This window comes from Streptomyces sp. NPDC006208 (assembly GCF_040613775.1).
Lineage (GTDB): Bacteria > Actinomycetota > Actinomycetes > Streptomycetales > Streptomycetaceae > Streptomyces.
Genome location: NZ_JBEXSW010000022.1, coordinates 44,450 through 61,903, shown reverse-complemented (window position 1 = coordinate 61,903; position 17,454 = coordinate 44,450). Strand labels below are relative to the sequence as shown.

At 71.0% G+C, this 17,454-nt stretch carries 20 protein-coding genes and 1 pseudogene; 17 read left to right on the top strand and 4 right to left on the bottom strand.

Features of this window, described 5'->3' with window-relative positions; translation table 11 throughout:
* Positions 1-81: 81 nt before the first annotated feature.
* Positions 82-1,443, bottom strand: a complete 1,362-nt coding sequence (locus ABZ208_RS19560; RefSeq protein ID WP_356910707.1) for an NAD(P)/FAD-dependent oxidoreductase — start codon at positions 1,441-1,443, stop codon at positions 82-84.
* Between the two features lie 94 nt (positions 1,444-1,537).
* Positions 1,538-2,050, bottom strand: a complete 513-nt coding sequence (locus ABZ208_RS19555) for a VanZ family protein (protein WP_356910776.1) — start codon at positions 2,048-2,050, stop codon at positions 1,538-1,540.
* Between the two features lie 204 nt (positions 2,051-2,254).
* On the opposite strand from ABZ208_RS19555, the gene ABZ208_RS19550 reads away from it, so the two are divergent.
* From ABZ208_RS19550 to ABZ208_RS19530, 5 genes are all read left to right on the top strand, one after another.
* Positions 2,255-2,653: a GNAT family N-acetyltransferase gene (locus tag ABZ208_RS19550; RefSeq protein WP_356910706.1), complete on the top strand. Its 399-nt coding sequence runs from the start codon at positions 2,255-2,257 to the stop codon at positions 2,651-2,653.
* Between the two features lie 91 nt (positions 2,654-2,744).
* Positions 2,745-3,842, top strand: a complete 1,098-nt coding sequence (locus tag ABZ208_RS19545; RefSeq protein WP_356910705.1) for a tyrosine-type recombinase/integrase — start codon at positions 2,745-2,747, stop codon at positions 3,840-3,842.
* 28 nt (positions 3,843-3,870) lie between these two features.
* Positions 3,871-4,215, top strand: coding sequence for a helix-turn-helix transcriptional regulator (locus tag ABZ208_RS19540; RefSeq protein ID WP_356910704.1), 345 nt, complete (start codon positions 3,871-3,873; stop codon positions 4,213-4,215).
* Positions 4,212-5,894: a hypothetical protein gene (locus tag ABZ208_RS19535; RefSeq protein ID WP_356910703.1), complete on the top strand. Its 1,683-nt coding sequence runs from the start codon at positions 4,212-4,214 to the stop codon at positions 5,892-5,894. The genes ABZ208_RS19540 and ABZ208_RS19535 overlap by 4 nt, the downstream gene beginning before the upstream one ends.
* Positions 5,891-6,643 (top strand): hypothetical protein, encoded by a 753-nt coding sequence (locus ABZ208_RS19530; RefSeq protein WP_356910702.1) that lies wholly within the window; start codon positions 5,891-5,893, stop codon positions 6,641-6,643. Before ABZ208_RS19535 ends, ABZ208_RS19530 begins: the two co-directional genes overlap by 4 nt.
* 91 nt (positions 6,644-6,734) lie before the next feature.
* On the opposite strand, the gene ABZ208_RS19525 is transcribed toward ABZ208_RS19530, so the two are convergent.
* Both ABZ208_RS19525 and ABZ208_RS19520 read right to left on the bottom strand, forming a co-directional pair.
* Complete coding sequence (locus tag ABZ208_RS19525; protein WP_356910701.1) at positions 6,735-8,012, bottom strand: MFS transporter; 1,278 nt, start codon at positions 8,010-8,012, stop codon at positions 6,735-6,737.
* Positions 8,009-9,370: a rhodanese-like domain-containing protein gene (locus ABZ208_RS19520; RefSeq protein WP_356910700.1), complete on the bottom strand. Its 1,362-nt coding sequence runs from the start codon at positions 9,368-9,370 to the stop codon at positions 8,009-8,011. The genes ABZ208_RS19525 and ABZ208_RS19520 overlap by 4 nt, the downstream gene beginning before the upstream one ends.
* Positions 9,371-9,482: 112 nt before the next feature.
* Between ABZ208_RS19520 and ABZ208_RS19515 the strand changes: the two genes are divergently transcribed.
* The 12 genes and pseudogenes from ABZ208_RS19515 to ABZ208_RS19460 all read left to right on the top strand — a co-directional run bounded on the left by ABZ208_RS19515 (position 9,483) and on the right by ABZ208_RS19460 (position 17,409).
* On the top strand, positions 9,483-10,157 hold the full coding sequence (locus tag ABZ208_RS19515; protein WP_356910699.1) for a metalloregulator ArsR/SmtB family transcription factor: 675 nt from the start codon (positions 9,483-9,485) through the stop codon (positions 10,155-10,157).
* Complete coding sequence (locus ABZ208_RS19510) at positions 10,154-11,395, top strand: cysteine desulfurase family protein (protein ID WP_356910698.1); 1,242 nt, start codon at positions 10,154-10,156, stop codon at positions 11,393-11,395. The genes ABZ208_RS19515 and ABZ208_RS19510 overlap by 4 nt, the downstream gene beginning before the upstream one ends.
* A 5-nt stretch (positions 11,396-11,400) precedes the next feature.
* On the top strand, positions 11,401-12,066 hold the full coding sequence (locus ABZ208_RS19505; protein ID WP_356910697.1) for a class I SAM-dependent methyltransferase: 666 nt from the start codon (positions 11,401-11,403) through the stop codon (positions 12,064-12,066).
* Positions 12,063-12,362, top strand: a complete 300-nt coding sequence (locus ABZ208_RS19500; RefSeq protein ID WP_356910696.1) for a sulfurtransferase TusA family protein — start codon at positions 12,063-12,065, stop codon at positions 12,360-12,362. Before ABZ208_RS19505 ends, ABZ208_RS19500 begins: the two co-directional genes overlap by 4 nt.
* Positions 12,363-12,459: 97 nt before the next feature.
* Positions 12,460-12,636 (top strand): hypothetical protein, encoded by a 177-nt coding sequence (locus ABZ208_RS19495; protein ID WP_356910695.1) that lies wholly within the window; start codon positions 12,460-12,462, stop codon positions 12,634-12,636.
* 87 nt (positions 12,637-12,723) lie between these two features.
* Positions 12,724-13,167: a flavin reductase family protein gene (locus ABZ208_RS19490; protein ID WP_356910775.1), complete on the top strand. Its 444-nt coding sequence runs from the start codon at positions 12,724-12,726 to the stop codon at positions 13,165-13,167.
* 174 nt (positions 13,168-13,341) lie between these two features.
* A pseudogene (locus tag ABZ208_RS19485) lies at positions 13,342-13,509 on the top strand (alpha/beta hydrolase); the annotation flags it as partial.
* A 153-nt stretch (positions 13,510-13,662) separates the two neighbouring features.
* Entirely contained in the window at positions 13,663-14,148 is a 486-nt protein-coding gene (locus ABZ208_RS19480) for a VOC family protein (RefSeq protein WP_356910694.1), read from the top strand.
* A 99-nt stretch (positions 14,149-14,247) separates the two neighbouring features.
* Positions 14,248-14,523, top strand: a complete 276-nt coding sequence (locus ABZ208_RS19475; RefSeq protein ID WP_356910693.1) for a hypothetical protein — start codon at positions 14,248-14,250, stop codon at positions 14,521-14,523.
* Positions 14,524-14,628: 105 nt separating this feature from the next.
* Complete coding sequence (locus tag ABZ208_RS19470; protein WP_356910692.1) at positions 14,629-16,044, top strand: MFS transporter; 1,416 nt, start codon at positions 14,629-14,631, stop codon at positions 16,042-16,044.
* Between the two features lie 31 nt (positions 16,045-16,075).
* Entirely contained in the window at positions 16,076-16,567 is a 492-nt protein-coding gene (locus tag ABZ208_RS19465; protein ID WP_356910774.1) for a metallophosphoesterase, read from the top strand.
* A 125-nt stretch (positions 16,568-16,692) separates the two neighbouring features.
* Positions 16,693-17,409: a hypothetical protein gene (locus ABZ208_RS19460; RefSeq protein ID WP_356910691.1), complete on the top strand. Its 717-nt coding sequence runs from the start codon at positions 16,693-16,695 to the stop codon at positions 17,407-17,409.
* The last annotated feature ends 45 nt before the right edge of the window (positions 17,410-17,454 follow it).

Genomic DNA, 17,454 nt, shown 5'->3' with positions numbered 1-17,454 from the left:
CGCGTCGGTCGTCCTGGAGCACGTGATGCGGCCAGGAGCAGGGTGGCACGGGGCGTCCTGGGCCCGTGCCCCCAGCGGCGGTCAGGTGCGCGCCCGCAGAGAGGCCACGTGCTCGCGGACTTGCTCAGGAGTCAGGTAGAGGTCGGTGAATTCGGCATCGCGCAGGGTGACGCGCTTCTGCTCCTGCAAGCCCGTACGCACGAAGTCGTCGCCGGCAACGGCGTTGAGCATCCAGTTGGTGAGTACCCGGGTCTTGGCGACGTTGGTCCTCAGCGCCGACCAGTGGTAGGCGCGCGCCACCGCCTGGGCCGGCAGGCCCCGCAGTTCGATGCCGAGCGGCTTGGACACGGCGTCCCGGCCACCGAGGTCGACCACCAGACCAAGGTCCTTGTGCACATAGGGCTGCAGCGGCTGATGGCGCATCGAGGCGATGATGTTGTCGGCGACCTTGGGCCCCTGCCGCATGGCATGCTGCGCGGTCGGCGGGCAGAGTGCGTCGCCGCCCTTGGCCAGATCCGGCACTGCCGCGGCGTCCCCGAGGGCGAAGACGCCCTCGGCGCCCGGCACGGCCATCTCGGCCCCCACCACGAGCCGGCCATGCGCCGTCTCGGCGTCGAGGGTGCCGATCAGCGGGCTCGCGACGACACCCGCCGTCCAGATGAGCGTGCGGCTGGGCAGAACGCGACCGTCGGTGAGCGTCACCTTGTCGGCATCCGCTTCGGCGACCGAGACCCCGAGGGAGACCTCGATCCCGCGCCCGCGCAGGATGTCCACAGCAACCTGTCCGAGCCGGTCGCCCAGTTCGGGCATCAGCTTGGGAGCCAGGTCGATCAGATGCCATGAGATCCGCTCGGGGTTCAGGCGCGGATACCGCTTCACGGCGTGCTGGGTGAGGCGCTGCAGGCAGGCGGCGGTCTCGGTCCCGGCATACCCGCCGCCGACCACCACGAACTGAAGCCTGGCCGTCCGTTCCGCCTCGTCGTGGCTGGCGTCCGCCAGATCGAGCTGAGCGATCACATGGTCACGGATGAAGGCAGCCTCGGCCAGCGTCTTCATCCCGCGCCCATGCTCGAGCAGCCCGGGGATGTCGAAGGTCCGGGTGACGCTGCCGGGGGCGAGGACGAGGTAGTCGTACCTCGCGTCGACCAGTTCACCCGTGATCTTGCGGATCACGCACACCTTCGCCTTGGTGTCCACGCCGATCGCGCCACCCGGAATGATCCGGGTACGGTGCTTTCGGCTCCGGCGAAGGGACACAGCGACGGACTGCGGCGTGAGCACGCCCGAAGCCACCTGGGGCAGCAGCGGCAGGTAGAGCTGGTAGGAGAAGGGCGTGACGAGCACGATCTCCGCCTCGGTGGCGGCCAGCTTCCTCTCGAGCCGACGTACGCACTCGACCCCGGCAAAGCCGGCTCCCACCACCAGAATCCTCGGTCGCGCCATGATGTCCTTCCCTTCTTCACGACGGCAGTCCGGCATCGGCTGCCCCGCCTCAGGGGATGTGCACACACCGTTGCGCTGGTGCGGCGGAATTCGGTCACTTTTCGCGTGTACCGCGGGTGGGCTCGGTCCTCGTCCCGTCCCCCGTCCAGCGGTGCCACCAGTGATGCCGACGCGGGTGCACGGCACGGCCGAGCCGGCGGCCCAGCAGGAGGTATCCGAGGAGGGCGCCCGTCGTGTTCAGGATGACATCATCGACATCGAATGCACGACCGGTCACGAGGGCGCCCTGAACCAGTTCGACCAGCGTCATCACCAGGGCCGTCACCACCACCACCCGCAGCAGGCCCCGGGCCCGCGGCACGAGCACCGGCAGAAGCAGACCGAACGGAACCCCCAGCACCAGATTTCCGCCCAGTTGCTTGACGGTGTCACGCAGCGCGGGCTGTGTGAGGTAGTCACGGATGGAGTCGCCCGGTCGGAGATTACTGTGAGTCAACGGCTCGGAGGCCGCGGAGGGCTCCAGTGTCAGGCGCGCGAGCACCACGCTGAAGGCGACGGTGGCCGCGAGCGCGAGCAACATGGCGAGGCCTCTCAGCAACGGTGTCATGGGCCCGTCCCGCGTGCTCGTCCGCGATGCGTCGTGCTGTGCCGCCGTGCCGTGGGCTCCGGTCCGCATGTGTCTCCCCTTCAAGTCCTCTCACGTGCCATGCGGTTACCCGGAGTGCGCGGCCGCACGCCTGCACCTGATCCAAGGGCCCGGGCGGGCCGGCGGTGCGACGGACCGGCATGGGCCGATGACATGATCGCGCCCATGACGTCCGCGTACGCTGCGCCGTACTGGCCCGCCACACTTGCCACGACTCGCCTGGAACTGCGTCCGGTTGCGTCCCCCGACGTGCCGGCGATCGCTCGCCTGTGGACGGATGCGGAGGTGCGCCGGTATCTCGGCGGGCCCGTCGCCGAGGACGTGGTGCGCCTACGCGGGCAGAGGTGCATCGGGGCCACCGGCGTCTTCAGCGTGGTACGACGCGAGGACGACCGCCTCCTCGGACTGGTGCTGGTGGAGCCGGACGCACGTGACGGCCACGCCGAAGTGTCGTATCAGTTTCTGCCTGAACACTGGGGCCGCGGCTACGCCAACCGTCCGGTATTGCATCAGATGGGCGCGCAGCCGCTACGTACAAGGTCGGCCGAGTGCTCGGCGCGCTGAGGTCGACAGTATCGCTCAGGTTGCTGACCTGCACCGCTTTCCAAGAATTCCCTTCTGATGCATGATTTACGCATCTGGCGGGAGGTCGTGGATGGTGCGATCCAAGCTGCCCGACCTGGCTGGGGCGGCGCATCTGGAGTTGGTCCCGGGCGTGCGGCAGTTGCACCCCGCGGACGCGATGGTCAACGCGATGCTGAGCGGCTGGCGCTCGCAGCAGCTGGCCCGGAACCTGAAACACGGAACGATCTACGACCGGATGCGGATCGTCCGTCACTTCCAGGACTTCAGCGCCGAGTACCCCTGGCAGTGGTCCGCCGGCCACATGGACGAGTGGTCGGCCACCCTGACCAGCGAGCGGCATCTGGCGGCGTCGACCGTCCGCGGGTACCAGGGCGCGGTGAGGCAGTTCACTGAGTTCCTGGTGGACCCCCGGTACGGCTGGGCGCCGGTGTGCGAGACGGCGTTCGGCACGTTCCCGGTGGCCATCTGCCACGAGTGGAACACCATCCCTCACCTGCAGGACTACGAGGGTCAGCCCGAAGCCCGGCCCTTCAGCCGCGAGGAGCTCCAGCTCTTCCTCGACTACGCCGACGACCAGGTCGAGCGCGCGCTGCGTTCGGGGCGCAAGGGCGCGCTGGCGGCCTACCGCGACGCGACGATCTTCAAGGCCATCTACGGCTGGGGCCTGCGCCGGACCGAGACGGCCAAGTTGGACCTGCTCGACTTCGGACGCAACCCAAAGGCCCGTCAGTTCGGCCGGTACGGAACCCTGCTGGTGCGGTTCGGCAAAGCGAAGCGAGGCCAGCCACCGCGTCGGCGCAACGTGCTGTCGGTGATGGACTGGGCGGTGGAGGCCGTCCAGGACTACGCAGAGAACGTCCGGCCGCGGTTCGGCTTCCCCGACCAGCCCGCGCTGTGGGTCACCGAACGCGGCGGCCGGGTGCGGGCCGAGCACATCAACGACCGGTTCGCCGAGTACCGGGACGCTCTGGGGCTGCCGAAGGCACTCGTCCCGCACTCGTTGCGGCATTCTTACGTGACACATCTGACGGAGGACGGGGTGGACCGGCGCTTCATCCAGCAGCAGGTCGGGCATGAGAACGACAGCTCGACGGCGGTGTACACGCACGTCAGCGACGACTTCATGGACTCCGCCCTGCAGGCGGCGCTGGCGCCGGCCTTCGTGTGACGGCGGCCGGGAGAGAGGGACTGATCCGATGAGCGCGAAGCTCGACTACCAGTGGAACCTGCGCAAGGTGATGGCCGACCGCAGCATGTTCTCCACCAGCGACCTCATCCCGCTGTTGGCCGAGCGCGACATCACGCTCTCCTCCAGCCAGGTCTACCGGCTGGTGGCCGAGCGACCGGAGCGACTCAGCCTCAAAGTCCTCATGGCGCTCCTGGACATTCTGGACTGCACGATGGACGATCTGATCGAACCGGTGGCCGCGACGACCGGCCGCAGGGCGGCGCCACGGAAGGCGGCCGCGGCCGGACAGGGCGGTCCCGAGGCCGGGTTGGGCGAACTGCGGCCCAAGCGTGCCCGGATCACACCGACGTGACGACGTCGCGACACCTCGTCGGTGACCCCCTGGACGAGATCGTGGAGCTGGTCTGCGGGGTCGAGCGGCACCTGGCCGGCGACGAGGTCCGGCAGGTCGTGGCACGCACGGTCCGGGGCCCTGTCACCCGTCGGCGGGTCGCGCAGGAGCTGCGGAGCAACCCGCGGGTACTGACCACCGGTCAGTACCCGTCGGTGTGGTCGGTAGGGCTGCTCCTCGCCGCGCTGAGAAAGGCCGGGGCGCACGAGGTGTCTGCTCCGCGCTGCTGCGGTTGCGGGAAGGAGCTGCGTACGTTGTTCAGCCGCCGCGGCGGCTACTGGGGCTGCCACAGCTGCCTGCACCCGCCCGAGCTGTGCACGGCATGCGGCCGGATGCAAGTGAGCAAGCGCGACCGGCAGGGCCGCCCGCTGTGCCAGAAATGTCCAGACGAGGACGGCACCGAGACCGAACTGGTGGGCCTGGTCGCACGGCTGGAGCCGCCCTTGACCGCTGAGGCCGTGGAGCAGGTCCTCATCCACGTCGCCGTCCGGCCCGTGGTCCGCCGCCGGATGGCTCGCGCTGTCCTGGAGCGCCCGGGCCTGCTGACCGGTGAGGGAGCCGAGGCACCGGAACCCCTGGTCCTGCGCTTCATCGAGCTGCTGATCACCGCCGGCGCGACGACGGTCGCGCTGCCGCCGTGCCCTCGATGCGGAGAGGAGCGGGCCCTGACGCAGAAGCTCGACGGCACCCGGGTCTGCCAGCCCTGCTACCAGAGCACCCGGAGCCAACCCTGCAGCAGATGCGGCACCGAGCGCCCGCTGACCTGGCGGGACGATGCCGGGCTTCTGGTCTGCGCCCACTGCAGGCGCCGCGACCCGGTCGTCCGCGAGCGCTGCTCGCGCTGCGGCAAACTCCGGCCGATCGCCCACCGCAGCGAGGCCGACCAGCTGTGCCAGCACTGCCGCCCTGTTCGGCACGGCACTTGCTCGCTGTGCGGGCTCCACAAGACCATCGAGATCTCGCAGGCCACCGGCCTGCCCTGGTGTGCTGCGTGCGCCGGCCGGTGGATGCGGTGCAGCAGCTGCTCCACCGTTGCGCCCGTGCGCGCCGGAACCCTTGCCCGGCCGGTCTGCGCCCGCTGCCACAACCCCGATCCGGCCTTCTGGAGATCCTGTGGCCGCTGCGGATCCGGCTGGCAGCTCACCACCGCGGCCTGCCAGCGATGCCGGCTCGATCTCCACCTGGCAGACCTGCTTGCGGGATCCGAAGAACAGATCCGGCCGGACCTGCTCACCCTGCGCACCGCGCTGCTGGGCGTCGAGCGCCCCGACTCGGCGCTCACCTGGATCCGCAGGCCCGATGTCCTGGCCGTCATCACCCGCCTTCGCGACGAGTCCGGACCGATCGGCCACAGCATCCTCGACGCGCTGCCCCCGAGCGCCCCCTCGCGCACCTGCGCAGCGTCTTGGTCGCCGCTGGCGCCCTGCCGCACCGCGACGAGCGGCTGTTCGCACTGGAGCGCATGGTCCGCCAGGCCGTCGACGCGCGCACCGACCCCATCGAACGCCGAATCCTGCACGGCTACGCGCACTGGAGGCTGCTGCAACGGCTCCGGCAACGTCTCAAGCCCGGAGAGGACGTCACCCGCCAGCAGTACCGGAACATCGTCACGCACATCACGCAGGCCGTGGCCCTCATGAACTGGCTGCCCCAGCAGCGCCGCACCCTGGCGACGTGCACCCAGGGCGACGTCGACACCTTCCTCCTTCGGACGGGCGTCCGCCCCAAGGAGAGCGCCGCGTTCATCCGCTGGGCGGTGACCCACCACCACGCAACGGCGATCGCTCCTCCGCCGCAGATCCAGCGGGGCCCGAGCGGGCCCTTCGACGAGGACAGGAGGTGGGCTGATGCCCGTCGCCTCCTGCACGACGAGACTCTGAGTCCGGCCGACCGCGTGGCCAGCCTGGTGATCCTCCTCTACGCCCAGCAGTTGGAAACCGTCATCCGCCTGAAGGCCGACCAGGTCACAGAGGAGGGCGGCAAAGTCCTCCTGCATCTGGGGACCTCCCCGGTCCTGCTCGCTCCGCCGCTCGACCAGGTCATGCGCGACCTGCTGGCCACTCGCCGCGGCCGTTCGATAATCGGGGCCCCCGCCGACTGCGTGTGGCTGTTCCCGGGAAACCGCCCGGGCCACCACATCGGCGAGTCCGGCATGCGCAAGCGTCTGGCCAAGATCGGTGTCCGCCCCAGAGCCGGGCGCAACGCCGCCCTGTTCGCGCTGGCTCAAGAAGTGCCGGCCGCGATCCTCGCGCGCGAGCTCGGCCTGACGATCGACGTCGCCGTCTACTGGCAGCGACTGTCCGCCGGCGACTGGATGGCCTACGCCGCCGGCCTCAGAAGCCGTACCAGCGCGACGGCCAGGACACCGCAGGCACCCTCCTCGCCCTGAGCTGCCGCCTGGCTGGCGGATGCCGAGAAGCCCCGGTTTCGACCGGGGCCTCTCGGCGTCTTGGAGCGAAGGTTGGGGGCGATGAGCCTGTTCAGGTGCGGGGATGGGTCTCGTACATTCGCGCCGCGACGACGATGCCGGCGGCGGCGGTGAGGGCGGCGACGGCCCAGATGGCGGTGGTGAGGCCATAGGCGTCGGCGAGGACCCCGGCGAGCAGGGCCCCAACGGCGAAGCCGCCGTCGCGCCACAGCCGGTAGACGCCGACCGCGCGGGCCCGCCAGGCGGGGTGGGCGACGTCGCCGACGACGGCGAGCAGGGTCGGGTAGACCAGGGCGGTGCCCATGCCGAGCAGGACCTGGGCGGCGGCCCAGACCGGCAGGGTGGTGCCGACGGCAACCAGGGCGATCGCGACGGCCTGCACCAGCATCCCGGCGGTGATCAGGTGCTTGCGGCCGATCCGGTCGGACCACCAGCCGGTCGCGATCTGGCCGAGACCCCACACGGCCGGGTAGAGGGCGGCGAGCAGGCCGATCTGTCCGATCGTCAGGCCGTGGGCGGCGAACAGCAGCGGGAAGATGCCCCAGGCCAGGGCGTCGTTGAGGTTGTTCACCATGCCGGCCCAGCTGGCGGAGGACAGCGCCCTGTCGGTGAGACTGGTGAGTCGGGCGATCTGGCCGGTGGTCAGTTCTGCGTGGTGGTCGGGTTGGTTGGCCGGGGCCGGGTGGAGAGCGGCCTCGGCGCGGGCGTGTTCGCGAGTCTCGCGCACCGCGAGGGCAGAGAGGCCAAGGCCCAGGGCGGCGTAGGCGATGCCGAGGAAGAACGGCTGGGGCCGCAGGCCCCAGTGGGCGGCGATGGCGCCGGTGGCCATAGCGGTGCCGGCGAGGGCGAGGTAGCCGGCGGCCTCGTTGAAGCCCATCGCCAGGCCGCGCCGGGCCGGGCCGACCAGGTCGATCTTCATGATGACGGTAGTGGACCAGGTCATGCCCTGGTTGATGCCGAGCAGGACGTTGGCGAAGACCACCCAGCCCCAGGACGGTGCCCAGATCAGCAGCAGCGGCACCGGCAGCGCGACGATCCAGCCCGCCACCAGGACCGGCTTGCGGCCGTAGCGGTCGGACCACGTCCCGGCGAAGAAGTTGGTGACGGCCTTGGTCGCGCCGAACGCCACGATGTAGGTCAGGGCTGCGGTGTAGGCCGACAGGTGGAACGTCCGGTCGGCGAGCAGGGGCAGCACCGTGCGTTCCTGGCCGAGCATGCCGCCGACCAGGGCGTTGACCGCCACCAGCAGGGAGAACTGGGCCAGGTTCGCGCGCAGTCCGAGCCGGATCCCGTCGGCGGCCGGGCCGGTGGTGGGGTCGGTCGTGGTCACGAGCCGTCCTCCAGGGCACGGCCGGTCGCCTTGGCCCAGTCGTCGGCGCCGCCGACGAGCACCGCGAGGTCGCGGGTGCCGCGCGCGGCGAGGAGGCTGGCGGCGGTCATCGCGCGCTCGCCGTGGCCGCACATCACCACCGCGCCCTCACCCGCGCCCTGGCCGTCGGCGGTGAGGTCGCCGAGCTCGGTGTGGGCGGCGCCGGGGATGTGCCCGGCGGCGTACTCGGTGTCCTGGCGGACGTCGAGTACCGGCCGGGTGCCGATCCGGTCGGCCGTCACCAGCTCGACCGTCTCGACGGGGCCGCCGTCGGCTCGCCAGGCGTCCATGCCGCCGGCCAGCTGCCCAGCGAGCCGGTCGTAGCCGATCTTCACGGCCTGCCAGGCGGGTTCGGCCGGGTCTTGGCCGGGGGCGAGGACGAAGACGAGCGGGGCGTCGTCGGACAGCAGCCAGCCGAGCCAGCTCGCGAACGCTGGCCGCAGCGGGTTGGAGAGGGCGCCGGGGATGTGACCGGCGGCGAAGTCAGCGACGGGGCGGGCGTCGACCAAGTGGGCGCCGTTGGCGAGCAGGGCGCGCACCGCGGCAGGGGTCAGCGGCGCCAGTGCGGGTGCGGTGGTCAGCAGGGCGGGGCCGCGGCGGTTGATCTCGCCGAGGCGGTCGAAGTAGGAGGGGTAGGAGCCGAGGGAGCCGAGCAGCCGGACCACGAAGGTGTCCTCGTCCGGAGCCGCCAGCAGGTCGTTCGCCCGCTTCTGCGCGCCGATGGTGGTCGTGCGTTCGCTGCCGGGCGGGGCCGAGCAGAACGATCCGGCGCCGTGGGTAGGCCACACCGCGGTCGCGTCCGGCAGGGTAACCAGGCGTTGCAGCGACCGGTACTGGGCGCGGGCCAGCTCCTCGGCCCGGTCCGCACCGAGCAGGTCGGTGCGGGCAGCGGAGCCGACGATCAGCGAACCGCCAGTGAACACCCCGAGCTCTCGGGTGCCGTCGAGGAGCAGGAAGGACAGGTGCTCATCCGTGTGGCCGGGGGTGGCCAGGGCCCGAAGGGTGATCCCGCCGAGATCCACCTCGTCGCCGTCGGCGAGCGGCGTGTGGGGGAAGGCACGGTGGCCGGCGGCGGAGGCCAGCACCGCGGCGCCGTCGGCGGCGAGCTGGAGGGCGCCAGTGAGGAAGTCGGCGTGCAGGTGAGTGTCGGCCGCGAACGCCACGCTCAGGCCCCGACGGTCGGCGGCCTCGCGCAGCGCACGCAGATCGCGGGAGGCATCGACGGCCAGGGCGCGGCCGTCGCCGAGGTCGACGAGGTAGGCGCTGTTGCCCAGTCCCACATCCACGAGGGGTATCAGATGGTCGTCGGCGAAGCCCATGGTCTTCTTCCTATCGAAGGAGTGGCGGGAGCGCGCGGCAGAGCTGCCGGGGCCGGGGTGGCATCCCCCTCCCGCTTCTCCTACAATATTCCATAGAACTTTGGAGGATGGAATGGGAGACCCCGCGAACAAGGCGGCGCTGTACGACGCCTTCGCCACCACGGGCAAGGCTCTGGGCAGCGGCAAGCGCCTGGAACTGCTCGACCTGCTCGCCCAGGGCGAGCGCACCGTCGACGCGCTCGCCAAGGCGGCCGGGCTGAACCTGACCACCGCCTCGGCCCACCTGCAGACCCTCAAGCAGGCCGGCCTCGTCACCACCCGCCGCGAGGGAGTGCGCATTCACTACCGGCTCGCCGGGGACGACGTCGCCGCCCTCTACGCACTGCTGCGCCAGGTCGCCCAGCGCCACCAGGCCGGTGTCGACACCGCGCGCACCGCCTACCTCGGCACCGACGACGACCCCGGGGAGGAGGTTGGACGCGAGGAACTGCTGGCCCGCGCCCGGGCGGGCGAGGTCGTCGTCCTGGACGTCCGCCCGGCCGAGGAGTTCGCCGCCGGCCACGTCCCCGGCGCGCTGTCCATCCCGGTCGACCAGCTCGCCAGCCGCATCGCAGAACTGCCGCACGACGTGGAGGTCGTCGCCTACTGCCGCGGCGCCTACTGCGTGCTCGCCTACGACGCCGTCCGCCTGCTGCGCGAGCAGGGCCGCCGCGCAGTCCGGCTGGCTGACGGCATGCTGGAGTGGCGGCTCGCCGAACTGCCCGTGGCCACCGGAGCCCCCGCATGACGCCCACGCACCCCGCGCTCGACGGCGGCCCGCTCTACCTGGACTACAACGCCACCACCCCCGTCGACCCCCGCATCGCCCAGGCCGCACAGCCCTACCTGGCCACCTGGTTCGGCAACCCCTCCAGCACTCACTCCTACGCGGTCGAACCCCGGCGGGCACTGCAGCGGGCCCGTGAACAGATCGCCAGCCTCCTCGGCGCCCGCGCGCAGGAGATCGTGTTCACCGGCTCCGGATCGGAGGCCGACAACCTCGCCATCCGCGGCGCGGTCCTCGCCGCCCGCGCCGCCCGGCCCCATGTGATCACCCAGGTCACCGAACACCCCGCCGTCCTCCAGTCCTGCCAGGCGCTGGAGCGACTGCACGGCGCCGAGGTCACCTGCCTGCCGGTCGACCGGCACGGCCTGCTCGACCCCGCAGACCTCGCCGCCGCCATCACCCCGCACACCGTGCTCGTCACCGTCATGGCCGCGAACAACGAGACCGGCGCCCTCCAGCCCATCACCGAACTGGCCTGCATCGCCCACGGGGCAGGCGCGCTCTTCCACTGCGACGCCGCCCAGTCCGCCGGGAAGATCCCGCTGCACGTCGACGACCTGGGCGTCGACCTGCTGACGGTCGTCGGCCACAAGATGTACGCGCCCAAGGGCATCGCGGCGCTCTACGTACGTGACGGCGTCACACTCGAACCGCTCCTCTACGGCGGAGGACAGGAACATGGCCTGCGCGCCGGCACCGAGAACGTCGCCCTCGCCGTCGCCCTCGGAGCCGCCGCCCAGCTCGCCGCCGACGAACTCGCCGACGGCGCCCACCACCGCACCGCCGCACTGCGCGATCAACTCCACGCCCTCCTCGACCAGGCGCTACCCGGCCGCGTCCACCTCAACGGCCCCACTGGCAACCGACTGCCCAACACCCTGAACATCAGCATCGACAACACCCTCGGCCACGAACTCCTCGCCGCCGCACCACAGATCGCAGCCTCCACCGGCTCCGCCTGCCACAGCGGCGACCACCGCCCCTCACCCGTCCTGAGCGCCATGGGCCTGGACACCGAGCGCGCCCTGTCCGCCCTGCGCCTATCCCTGGGCCGCTGGACCACCAGCACCGACATCCACAACGCCGCCCGCGCCCTGACCAACGCCGCAGCGCAGGCAAGCCCCCGCATGACCATGACCACGCGCGAGGCACCCGGCGCGCACCGCCGACCCGCGCCGGACCCGGAACTCCTAGGCTGAGCCGCATGCCCGATCACGACCCGCAACTCGTCCGGGACCAGCACGGCCACTGGCAGCGGACCTACACCGCCCACGCCGGCATGTACGGCGACCAGCCCTCCGAGCCGGCGCTCCACGCCGCCGAGGTGTTCCGGGAAGCCGGTGCGGATGACGTGCTGGAGCTCGGCGCCGGGCACGGCCGCGACGCGCTGTTCTTCGCCCGATCCGGATTCACCGTGCTGGCCACCGACTTCAGCCCGGTGGGCCTGGACCAGCTCCGCGAGCGGGCCGCCACCGACGGCCTGGCCCAGAAGGTCACCACAGCCGTGCACGACGTACGGGAGCCGCTGCCGCTCGCCGAGGCCTCGGTGGACGCGGTGTTCGGCCACATGCTGCTGTGCATGGCCCTGTCCTCCAAGGAGATCCACGTCCTGGTGGACGAGGTGCGCCGCATCCTGCGGCCGGGCGGTACCTTCGTCTACACCGTCCGCCACACCGGCGACGCCCACTACGGCACCGGTACGGGGCACGGCGACGACATCTGGGAACACGGCGGCTTCGCCGTCCACTTCTTCGACAGTGAGCTGGTTGACGCCCTCGTCGATGGCTGGCACCTCACCGAGGTCCATGCCTTCGAGGAGGGCGAACTGCCCCGGCGCCTGTGGCGCGTCACCCAGGCCCTGCCCCGATGACCGCCACGACGCCGCCCGCGCCGGACCTGGTGGTCGACGGCACCGGACTGCTCTGCGTCCAGCTCCTGCTGAAACTACGTGGCCGGATCGCCGGCGCTCCGGCGGGCACGGTGGTGCACATCATCACCACCGACCCAGCCGCCCCGCTCGACCTGCCAGCCTGGTGCCACCTCACCGGCCACACCTACCTCGGCCCCATTCCCGACGCCACCGGCCGCGACGTGTACGGCCTGCGTCTTACCGCCGACGCCACACTGACGCGGCCCGGCGCACCCTGGCACCCGGCTTCTGGCTGACCTCGACTGTGAGGTCCTTCGGTGCCGCGGTCCACCTGGGGTCCGATGTCCGCTATTCCGTCAGTTCCAACATCCGACTCCACCATTACGCGAGGCCGTGGCCGCCGCCGTCAGCTGGGCGTCGGCCGAAGTGACGTCCCGGGTCCCAGGCGTGGTGGCGGTCACCCAGGAGGCCAACGAGCGCTCCCGGCAGCTCCTCGATGCTCTTGGGGGCGTCCTGGTCGGCAGGTTCGAGGAATGGGGCGCGCCGCAGGTGATGTACCGATTCGCCTGACGGCGAGGCGGGGCCGGGCCGAGGGCGGCGCCGGGTACGGTCCCCTTCGTGGAGCTCGACCCGTTCACCGATCTGCTCGACTGTCCGATGTACCTCGTGACCGCCGCAGCGGCAGGCGAGCAGGCAGGGTGCCTGGTGGGGTTCGCCTCGCAGTGCTCGATCCACCCGCCCCGCTTCGTCGTGTGGCTGTCCACGGCGAACCGCACGTACCGCGTGGCGCGGAACGCCTCGCATCTGGGCGTGCACCTGCTGCGCCGGCAGGATCGTTCCCTGGCCGAGCTGTTCGGCGGCGAAACCGGTGATCGTACGGACAAGTTCGCACGCGTCTCCTGGCATCCGGAGCACGCCGGCACACCGGTGCTCGACGGCGCCTGCGCCTGGTTCGTCGGGCGGGTGGAGGACCGCTTCGAAGGAGGCGACCACGTGGGATTCCTCCTGGCACCCGTGGCCGAGGCCCGGGCCGAGGCGGGCGAACCCACGCTGCTCAGCCTCGCGGACGTCGTCGATCTCACTCCGGGGCACCCGGCCTGACCCGCCGAGGAGGCCGATCCGGCCGAACTTCCCAGGCCGGCCGGAGCCATGAGAGGTCGCTCCGGTCATGGCCCGGCCCCGCCCGTGGGTGCGATACCGCGCACGCCCGCCCGGTCGACCACCGCGGTCCTGAGGATCGCGCCGGTGCCGCTGAGGTCACCCTTCTTCAAGCCTCTTTCCCGGGCCGGGTACGTCGGCGACGTCGTCGCCGAATTCGACCAACTGGCGCTGCGACAGCCCGTCCTGGTCGGCCGGCCCCTCGGCGGCAGCACGGCGATGCTCACCGCTGCCGCGCATCCTGAACTCATCCGCGCGCCCGTCCTCGTCGAGGCCGGACCCGGACGTACCCCTCGAGATCGGCCCGAAACTCTGCTCCGGGTTCTCGAGGACTTCCTCGAGGACGAAGCCGGTTCTTGACCTCAACCAAACTTGAGCTCTTACGGTCCTTCCAGAGCCGCCGGAACCGACCCGCGGCACCCTTCGAGGAGGTCCGTCATGGCCGAGAGCACCATGGACACCGTGGTCCCCGACCGCTACCGCTACGCGGTGATCCCGCACATCATGGTCGACGACGCCGCAGCGGCGATCGACTTCTACCGGCGGGCGTTCGGCGCACATGAGGAGTTCCGGATCGACGCGCCGGGCGGCGGAATCCTGCACGCCGAGATCAGGATCGGTCCCTCGGCCCTCATGCTGGGCGACGCGAGCGTGGAGGCGGCGGAGGCCGCCGCCTTCGCCGCGCCTGCCTCGCTCGGCGGCGGCACCACCGTCACGCTGCATGTCTTCGTGCCGGACGTCGACGCACTGGCCGAGCGCGCACAGGCCGCGGGCGCCGAGATCCTCCAGCCGCCGACGGATATGTTCCACGGCGACCGGACCGTCATCCTCAAGGATCCTGCGGGCCACATGTGGGTCTTCCTGACCCACCTGGAGGACGTGTCGGAGGAGGAACTCCGGCACCGGCTCACGGCCTCCGTGTGAATGCGGAAAGCGACAGCAGGCGGCGGCGAGGGGTGATCCGTCCCTCCACGTGCGGAGCGGCTCCCCCGTCGGGCCTGCCGGGTGCCTAGAGTGCCGCCCATGGACCTGGACGATGATCTTCACGGGCTGGGCCGGGACGAACTGCTCGCCGAGGTGCGGCGCTTGCGCGCCGGTATCCGCGCGCACCGTGACAGTACGGGACACGACCTGTGCTGGCACCACCCCCAGCTGTGGGGTCTGTTGCCGGAACGCGTGGAACCGGACGTGGCCGTACCCCCGTGGCCGCGGTTCCTGCGCGGCTGCGTCCTCTACCGGGAATCCCTGGAGAGCCGGCTCCCGAACGCTCCGGTCCACGATCGGGAGTACGGCGAGTAGGCGTGCACAGTGCTGCCCGCTTCCCGCCGCGGACGCCCAGGACCACGCTCGCAGGATGCGATCGGCGATGCCACGATGGAGCTACGTGCCGGAAAGCGAGCGTCCATGGGAGATACCGCCACCGCAGGGACGAGGTCGCGGCTGTTCTCCGGCCGGGACCGGGCCGTGATTGCCGCAGCCTCCCTGTCCATGCTCCTTGTGCAGATGGACTGGTTCGCCCTGAACCTCATGCTGCCGGTCATCGCCCGCGACTTCGACACCCCCACCACGGATCTTCAATGGCTGGTCAGCGGATACATGCTGACGCTGGGCGCATTGATGATCGCAGGCGGGCGGGCAGCCGACGTGCACGGCAGACGGCGGATCATCGTGATCGGCCTGAGCGGATTCGCCGTCCTCTCGATTGTGTGCAGCGCCGCACAGAACGAGGTGTGGCTCGTCGTCGGGCGCGTGGTCCAGGGCGCGACCGCGGCGCTCATCTTCCCGGTCGCGGTGGCCGTGGTCACCGCGTACTTCCGTGATGACCGGCAGGGCCGGGCGGTCGCCACGGTGCTCGCCTTCAGCGCGATCGGAACCGCGCTGGGTCCGTTCGTCGGAGGCGCGTTCGCGGAGCACGTCAGCTGGCGCGCGGTCTTCCTGCTCAACGTTCCGTTCTGTGCGGTCGCGGCCTGCCTCATGCTGCGATACGTCGGCGAGACCAGGGACGAGAAGGCCGGCCACAGCCTGGACATCAAGGGAGCGTCCGCCGTGGCCGGCGGACTCGCCGCCCTCATGCTCGCCGTCGACCAGGGCAGCCAGTGGGGATGGGGTGCACCGGCCACCCTCGTATGCCTGATCGGGGGTGCGGTCCTGCTGGTCGTTTTCGTCGTCATGGAGCAGCGGACCGCCGAGCCGCTGCTGGATCTGACGCTGCTGCGGAACGGCCCCTTCGTCACCGTCACCCTCGCCGGGTCACTGTCCAATGTCGTGTACTGCCTCGTGGCCGTACTGTCCGCGCTCTACCTGCAACAGGCGCGCGGTCTGTCGCCGCTCGAGTCCGGCCTCGTCTTCCTCTCCCTGTCCGTCGGAGCGGGAGCCGCCAGCTACTGGTCGGGGCGGCTGGCGCAGCACTGGCGCCCGGAGTCGCTGATGGCCGCCGGAATGCTGTTGAGCGGTCTCAGCCTGCTCGGCCTCACCTGGGTCACCTCGCTGGCCCTCTACACCGCGGTCTTCGCCCTCGTGGGCATCGGCCTCGGGCTCGGCTGGGCGCTCACCAATGTCGCCACGCAGTCCTACGTACCCGCCTCGCGGCTCGCCGCCGCGTCGGGGCTGGTGCTCACTTCGCTGGTGCTGTTCGGCGCCGTGGCGGTGGCCGTGGCGTCCACCGTCCTGGAGGCGGTCAGTGGATCCGCGTCCCGTGCGGCCTCCGACGGGCCCGCGATCGAGGGTGTACTGAGGGTCGCTGCCGCGCTCGCTCTCGTGGGCTCGGCGGCCTTGGCCGCGGTGGCCCGTAAGTACGCTCCTGGCAGGGTCGCGCCGTGATACCACCGTCCCCTCACCCGGAGTGGAGAGCGTGCACCTGCTGCTGACCTCGGACACGCACCTTCCCAAGCGGGCACGTGAGCTGCCGGCCGAGCTGCTGGAAGGGATCGAGTCGGCCGATGTGGTGTTCCATGCCGGCGACTGGGTCGATGTCCGCACGCTCGACCTGCTGCAGACGCGCGCGTCCCGGCTGGTCGCGGTGTACGGCAACAACGACGGTCCCGAACTGCGTGCCCGGCTCCCCGAGGTGGCCCGGGCGGAGCTGGGCGGCGTTCGCTTCGGAGCCGTCCATGAGACCGGGCCTGCCCAGGGCCGTGAGCGCCGTTGCGCCGAGCGCTTCCCCGACCTGGACGTTCTGGTGTTCGGGCACAGTCACATCCCCTGGGACACGACCGCAGCCGGGGGTCTGCGGCTGCTGAATCCCGGCTCACCGACCGACCGCCGGCGGCAGCCGCACTGCACGTACATGACCGCGGAGGTCGCCGACGGGCGGCTGGGCGAGGTCCGTCTGCATCGCCTGTGATCCGCACGGGCGCCTCGTGGGACCGTACCGCCCGGCATCCGCAACCGTGGCGGGAAATGGCGCGTCTTCGACCCTGTTGGCCGTGCGTGCGGCCTGGCGATGCGACCAAATGGGGGGAACCTGCGGTGAACAGATCCAGAGGGTGGACGAGACGCGGGGCATGGCTGATTGCCTCCGCCGTGCTGGCGTCGGCTGCAGTGGGGTGCAAGGACACAGGAGACGCCGGGGAGAGCGCGGGATCGAAGCCACCCGAGCCTGCTGCTTCCGCGGAGACGCCTGACGGCGACCAGAGCAAGGGCGATGGAAAAGAATCGGCCAAGCCGTCGCAGGACGCGTCGAAGAAGCCGGGCGGCAGCGGCTCGACCGGTGCACTCACCTGCGATCAGCTGCGGAACGCCGAGTTGCAGAACTCTGCGCTGCGGTTGCCCGACGCCCCCGAAGGGACCATCGCCCTCACGGACGGACGGTGGGAAGGCGACGGCGTGGTGATCGAACTGCAGCCGCAGTGCGGCATCGGGGACATGACCGGGGATCCGGCAGCGGACGCCGTGGGGGCCATCCAGGTCACGACAGGGGGAACAGGCAGGTTCTACGGCCTGGTCACCTGGCGCAACGACGCCGGGACGCCGGTTCCGGCGGCCGCGGCCTCACTCGGCGACCGTACACCGGTTGTTTCGGTCGACATCTCCTCGGCGCCCCCGAAGCAGGCGACCGTCGTCTACCTCACCCGCGGTGACTCCGATCCCGCGGCCGTGGTGACGCTCAGGCGGACCGCCGTCTACCAAGTGACGGGGCCTGCCATGGTCGAACTCCACCACAGCGATGCCCCGTACACCCCGTGACATCGAGCGCAACCGTTCGCCACGGGTTAGGGCGAACGGGTGACG

Excerpts from the sequence above, each read along its gene's own strand:
- ABZ208_RS19560 (WP_356910707.1), bottom strand. The coding sequence starts at position 1,443 with ATGGCGCGACCGAGGATTCTGGTGGTGGGAGCCGGCTTTGCCGGGGTC.
- ABZ208_RS19555 (WP_356910776.1), bottom strand. The coding sequence starts at position 2,050 with ATGACACCGTTGCTGAGAGGCCTCGCCATGTTGCTCGCGCTCGCGGCC.
- ABZ208_RS19550 (WP_356910706.1), top strand. The coding sequence starts at position 2,255 with ATGACGTCCGCGTACGCTGCGCCGTACTGGCCCGCCACACTTGCCACG.
- ABZ208_RS19545 (WP_356910705.1), top strand. The coding sequence starts at position 2,745 with ATGGTGCGATCCAAGCTGCCCGACCTGGCTGGGGCGGCGCATCTGGAG.
- ABZ208_RS19540 (WP_356910704.1), top strand. The coding sequence starts at position 3,871 with ATGAGCGCGAAGCTCGACTACCAGTGGAACCTGCGCAAGGTGATGGCC.
- ABZ208_RS19530 (WP_356910702.1), top strand. The coding sequence starts at position 5,891 with ATGAACTGGCTGCCCCAGCAGCGCCGCACCCTGGCGACGTGCACCCAG.
- ABZ208_RS19520 (WP_356910700.1), bottom strand. The coding sequence starts at position 9,370 with ATGGGCTTCGCCGACGACCATCTGATACCCCTCGTGGATGTGGGACTG.
- ABZ208_RS19515 (WP_356910699.1), top strand. The coding sequence starts at position 9,483 with ATGGGAGACCCCGCGAACAAGGCGGCGCTGTACGACGCCTTCGCCACC.
- ABZ208_RS19510 (WP_356910698.1), top strand. The coding sequence starts at position 10,154 with ATGACGCCCACGCACCCCGCGCTCGACGGCGGCCCGCTCTACCTGGAC.
- ABZ208_RS19505 (WP_356910697.1), top strand. The coding sequence starts at position 11,401 with ATGCCCGATCACGACCCGCAACTCGTCCGGGACCAGCACGGCCACTGG.
- ABZ208_RS19500 (WP_356910696.1), top strand. The coding sequence starts at position 12,063 with ATGACCGCCACGACGCCGCCCGCGCCGGACCTGGTGGTCGACGGCACC.
- ABZ208_RS19490 (WP_356910775.1), top strand. The coding sequence starts at position 12,724 with ATGTACCTCGTGACCGCCGCAGCGGCAGGCGAGCAGGCAGGGTGCCTG.
- ABZ208_RS19480 (WP_356910694.1), top strand. The coding sequence starts at position 13,663 with ATGGCCGAGAGCACCATGGACACCGTGGTCCCCGACCGCTACCGCTAC.
- ABZ208_RS19475 (WP_356910693.1), top strand. The coding sequence starts at position 14,248 with ATGGACCTGGACGATGATCTTCACGGGCTGGGCCGGGACGAACTGCTC.
- ABZ208_RS19470 (WP_356910692.1), top strand. The coding sequence starts at position 14,629 with ATGGGAGATACCGCCACCGCAGGGACGAGGTCGCGGCTGTTCTCCGGC.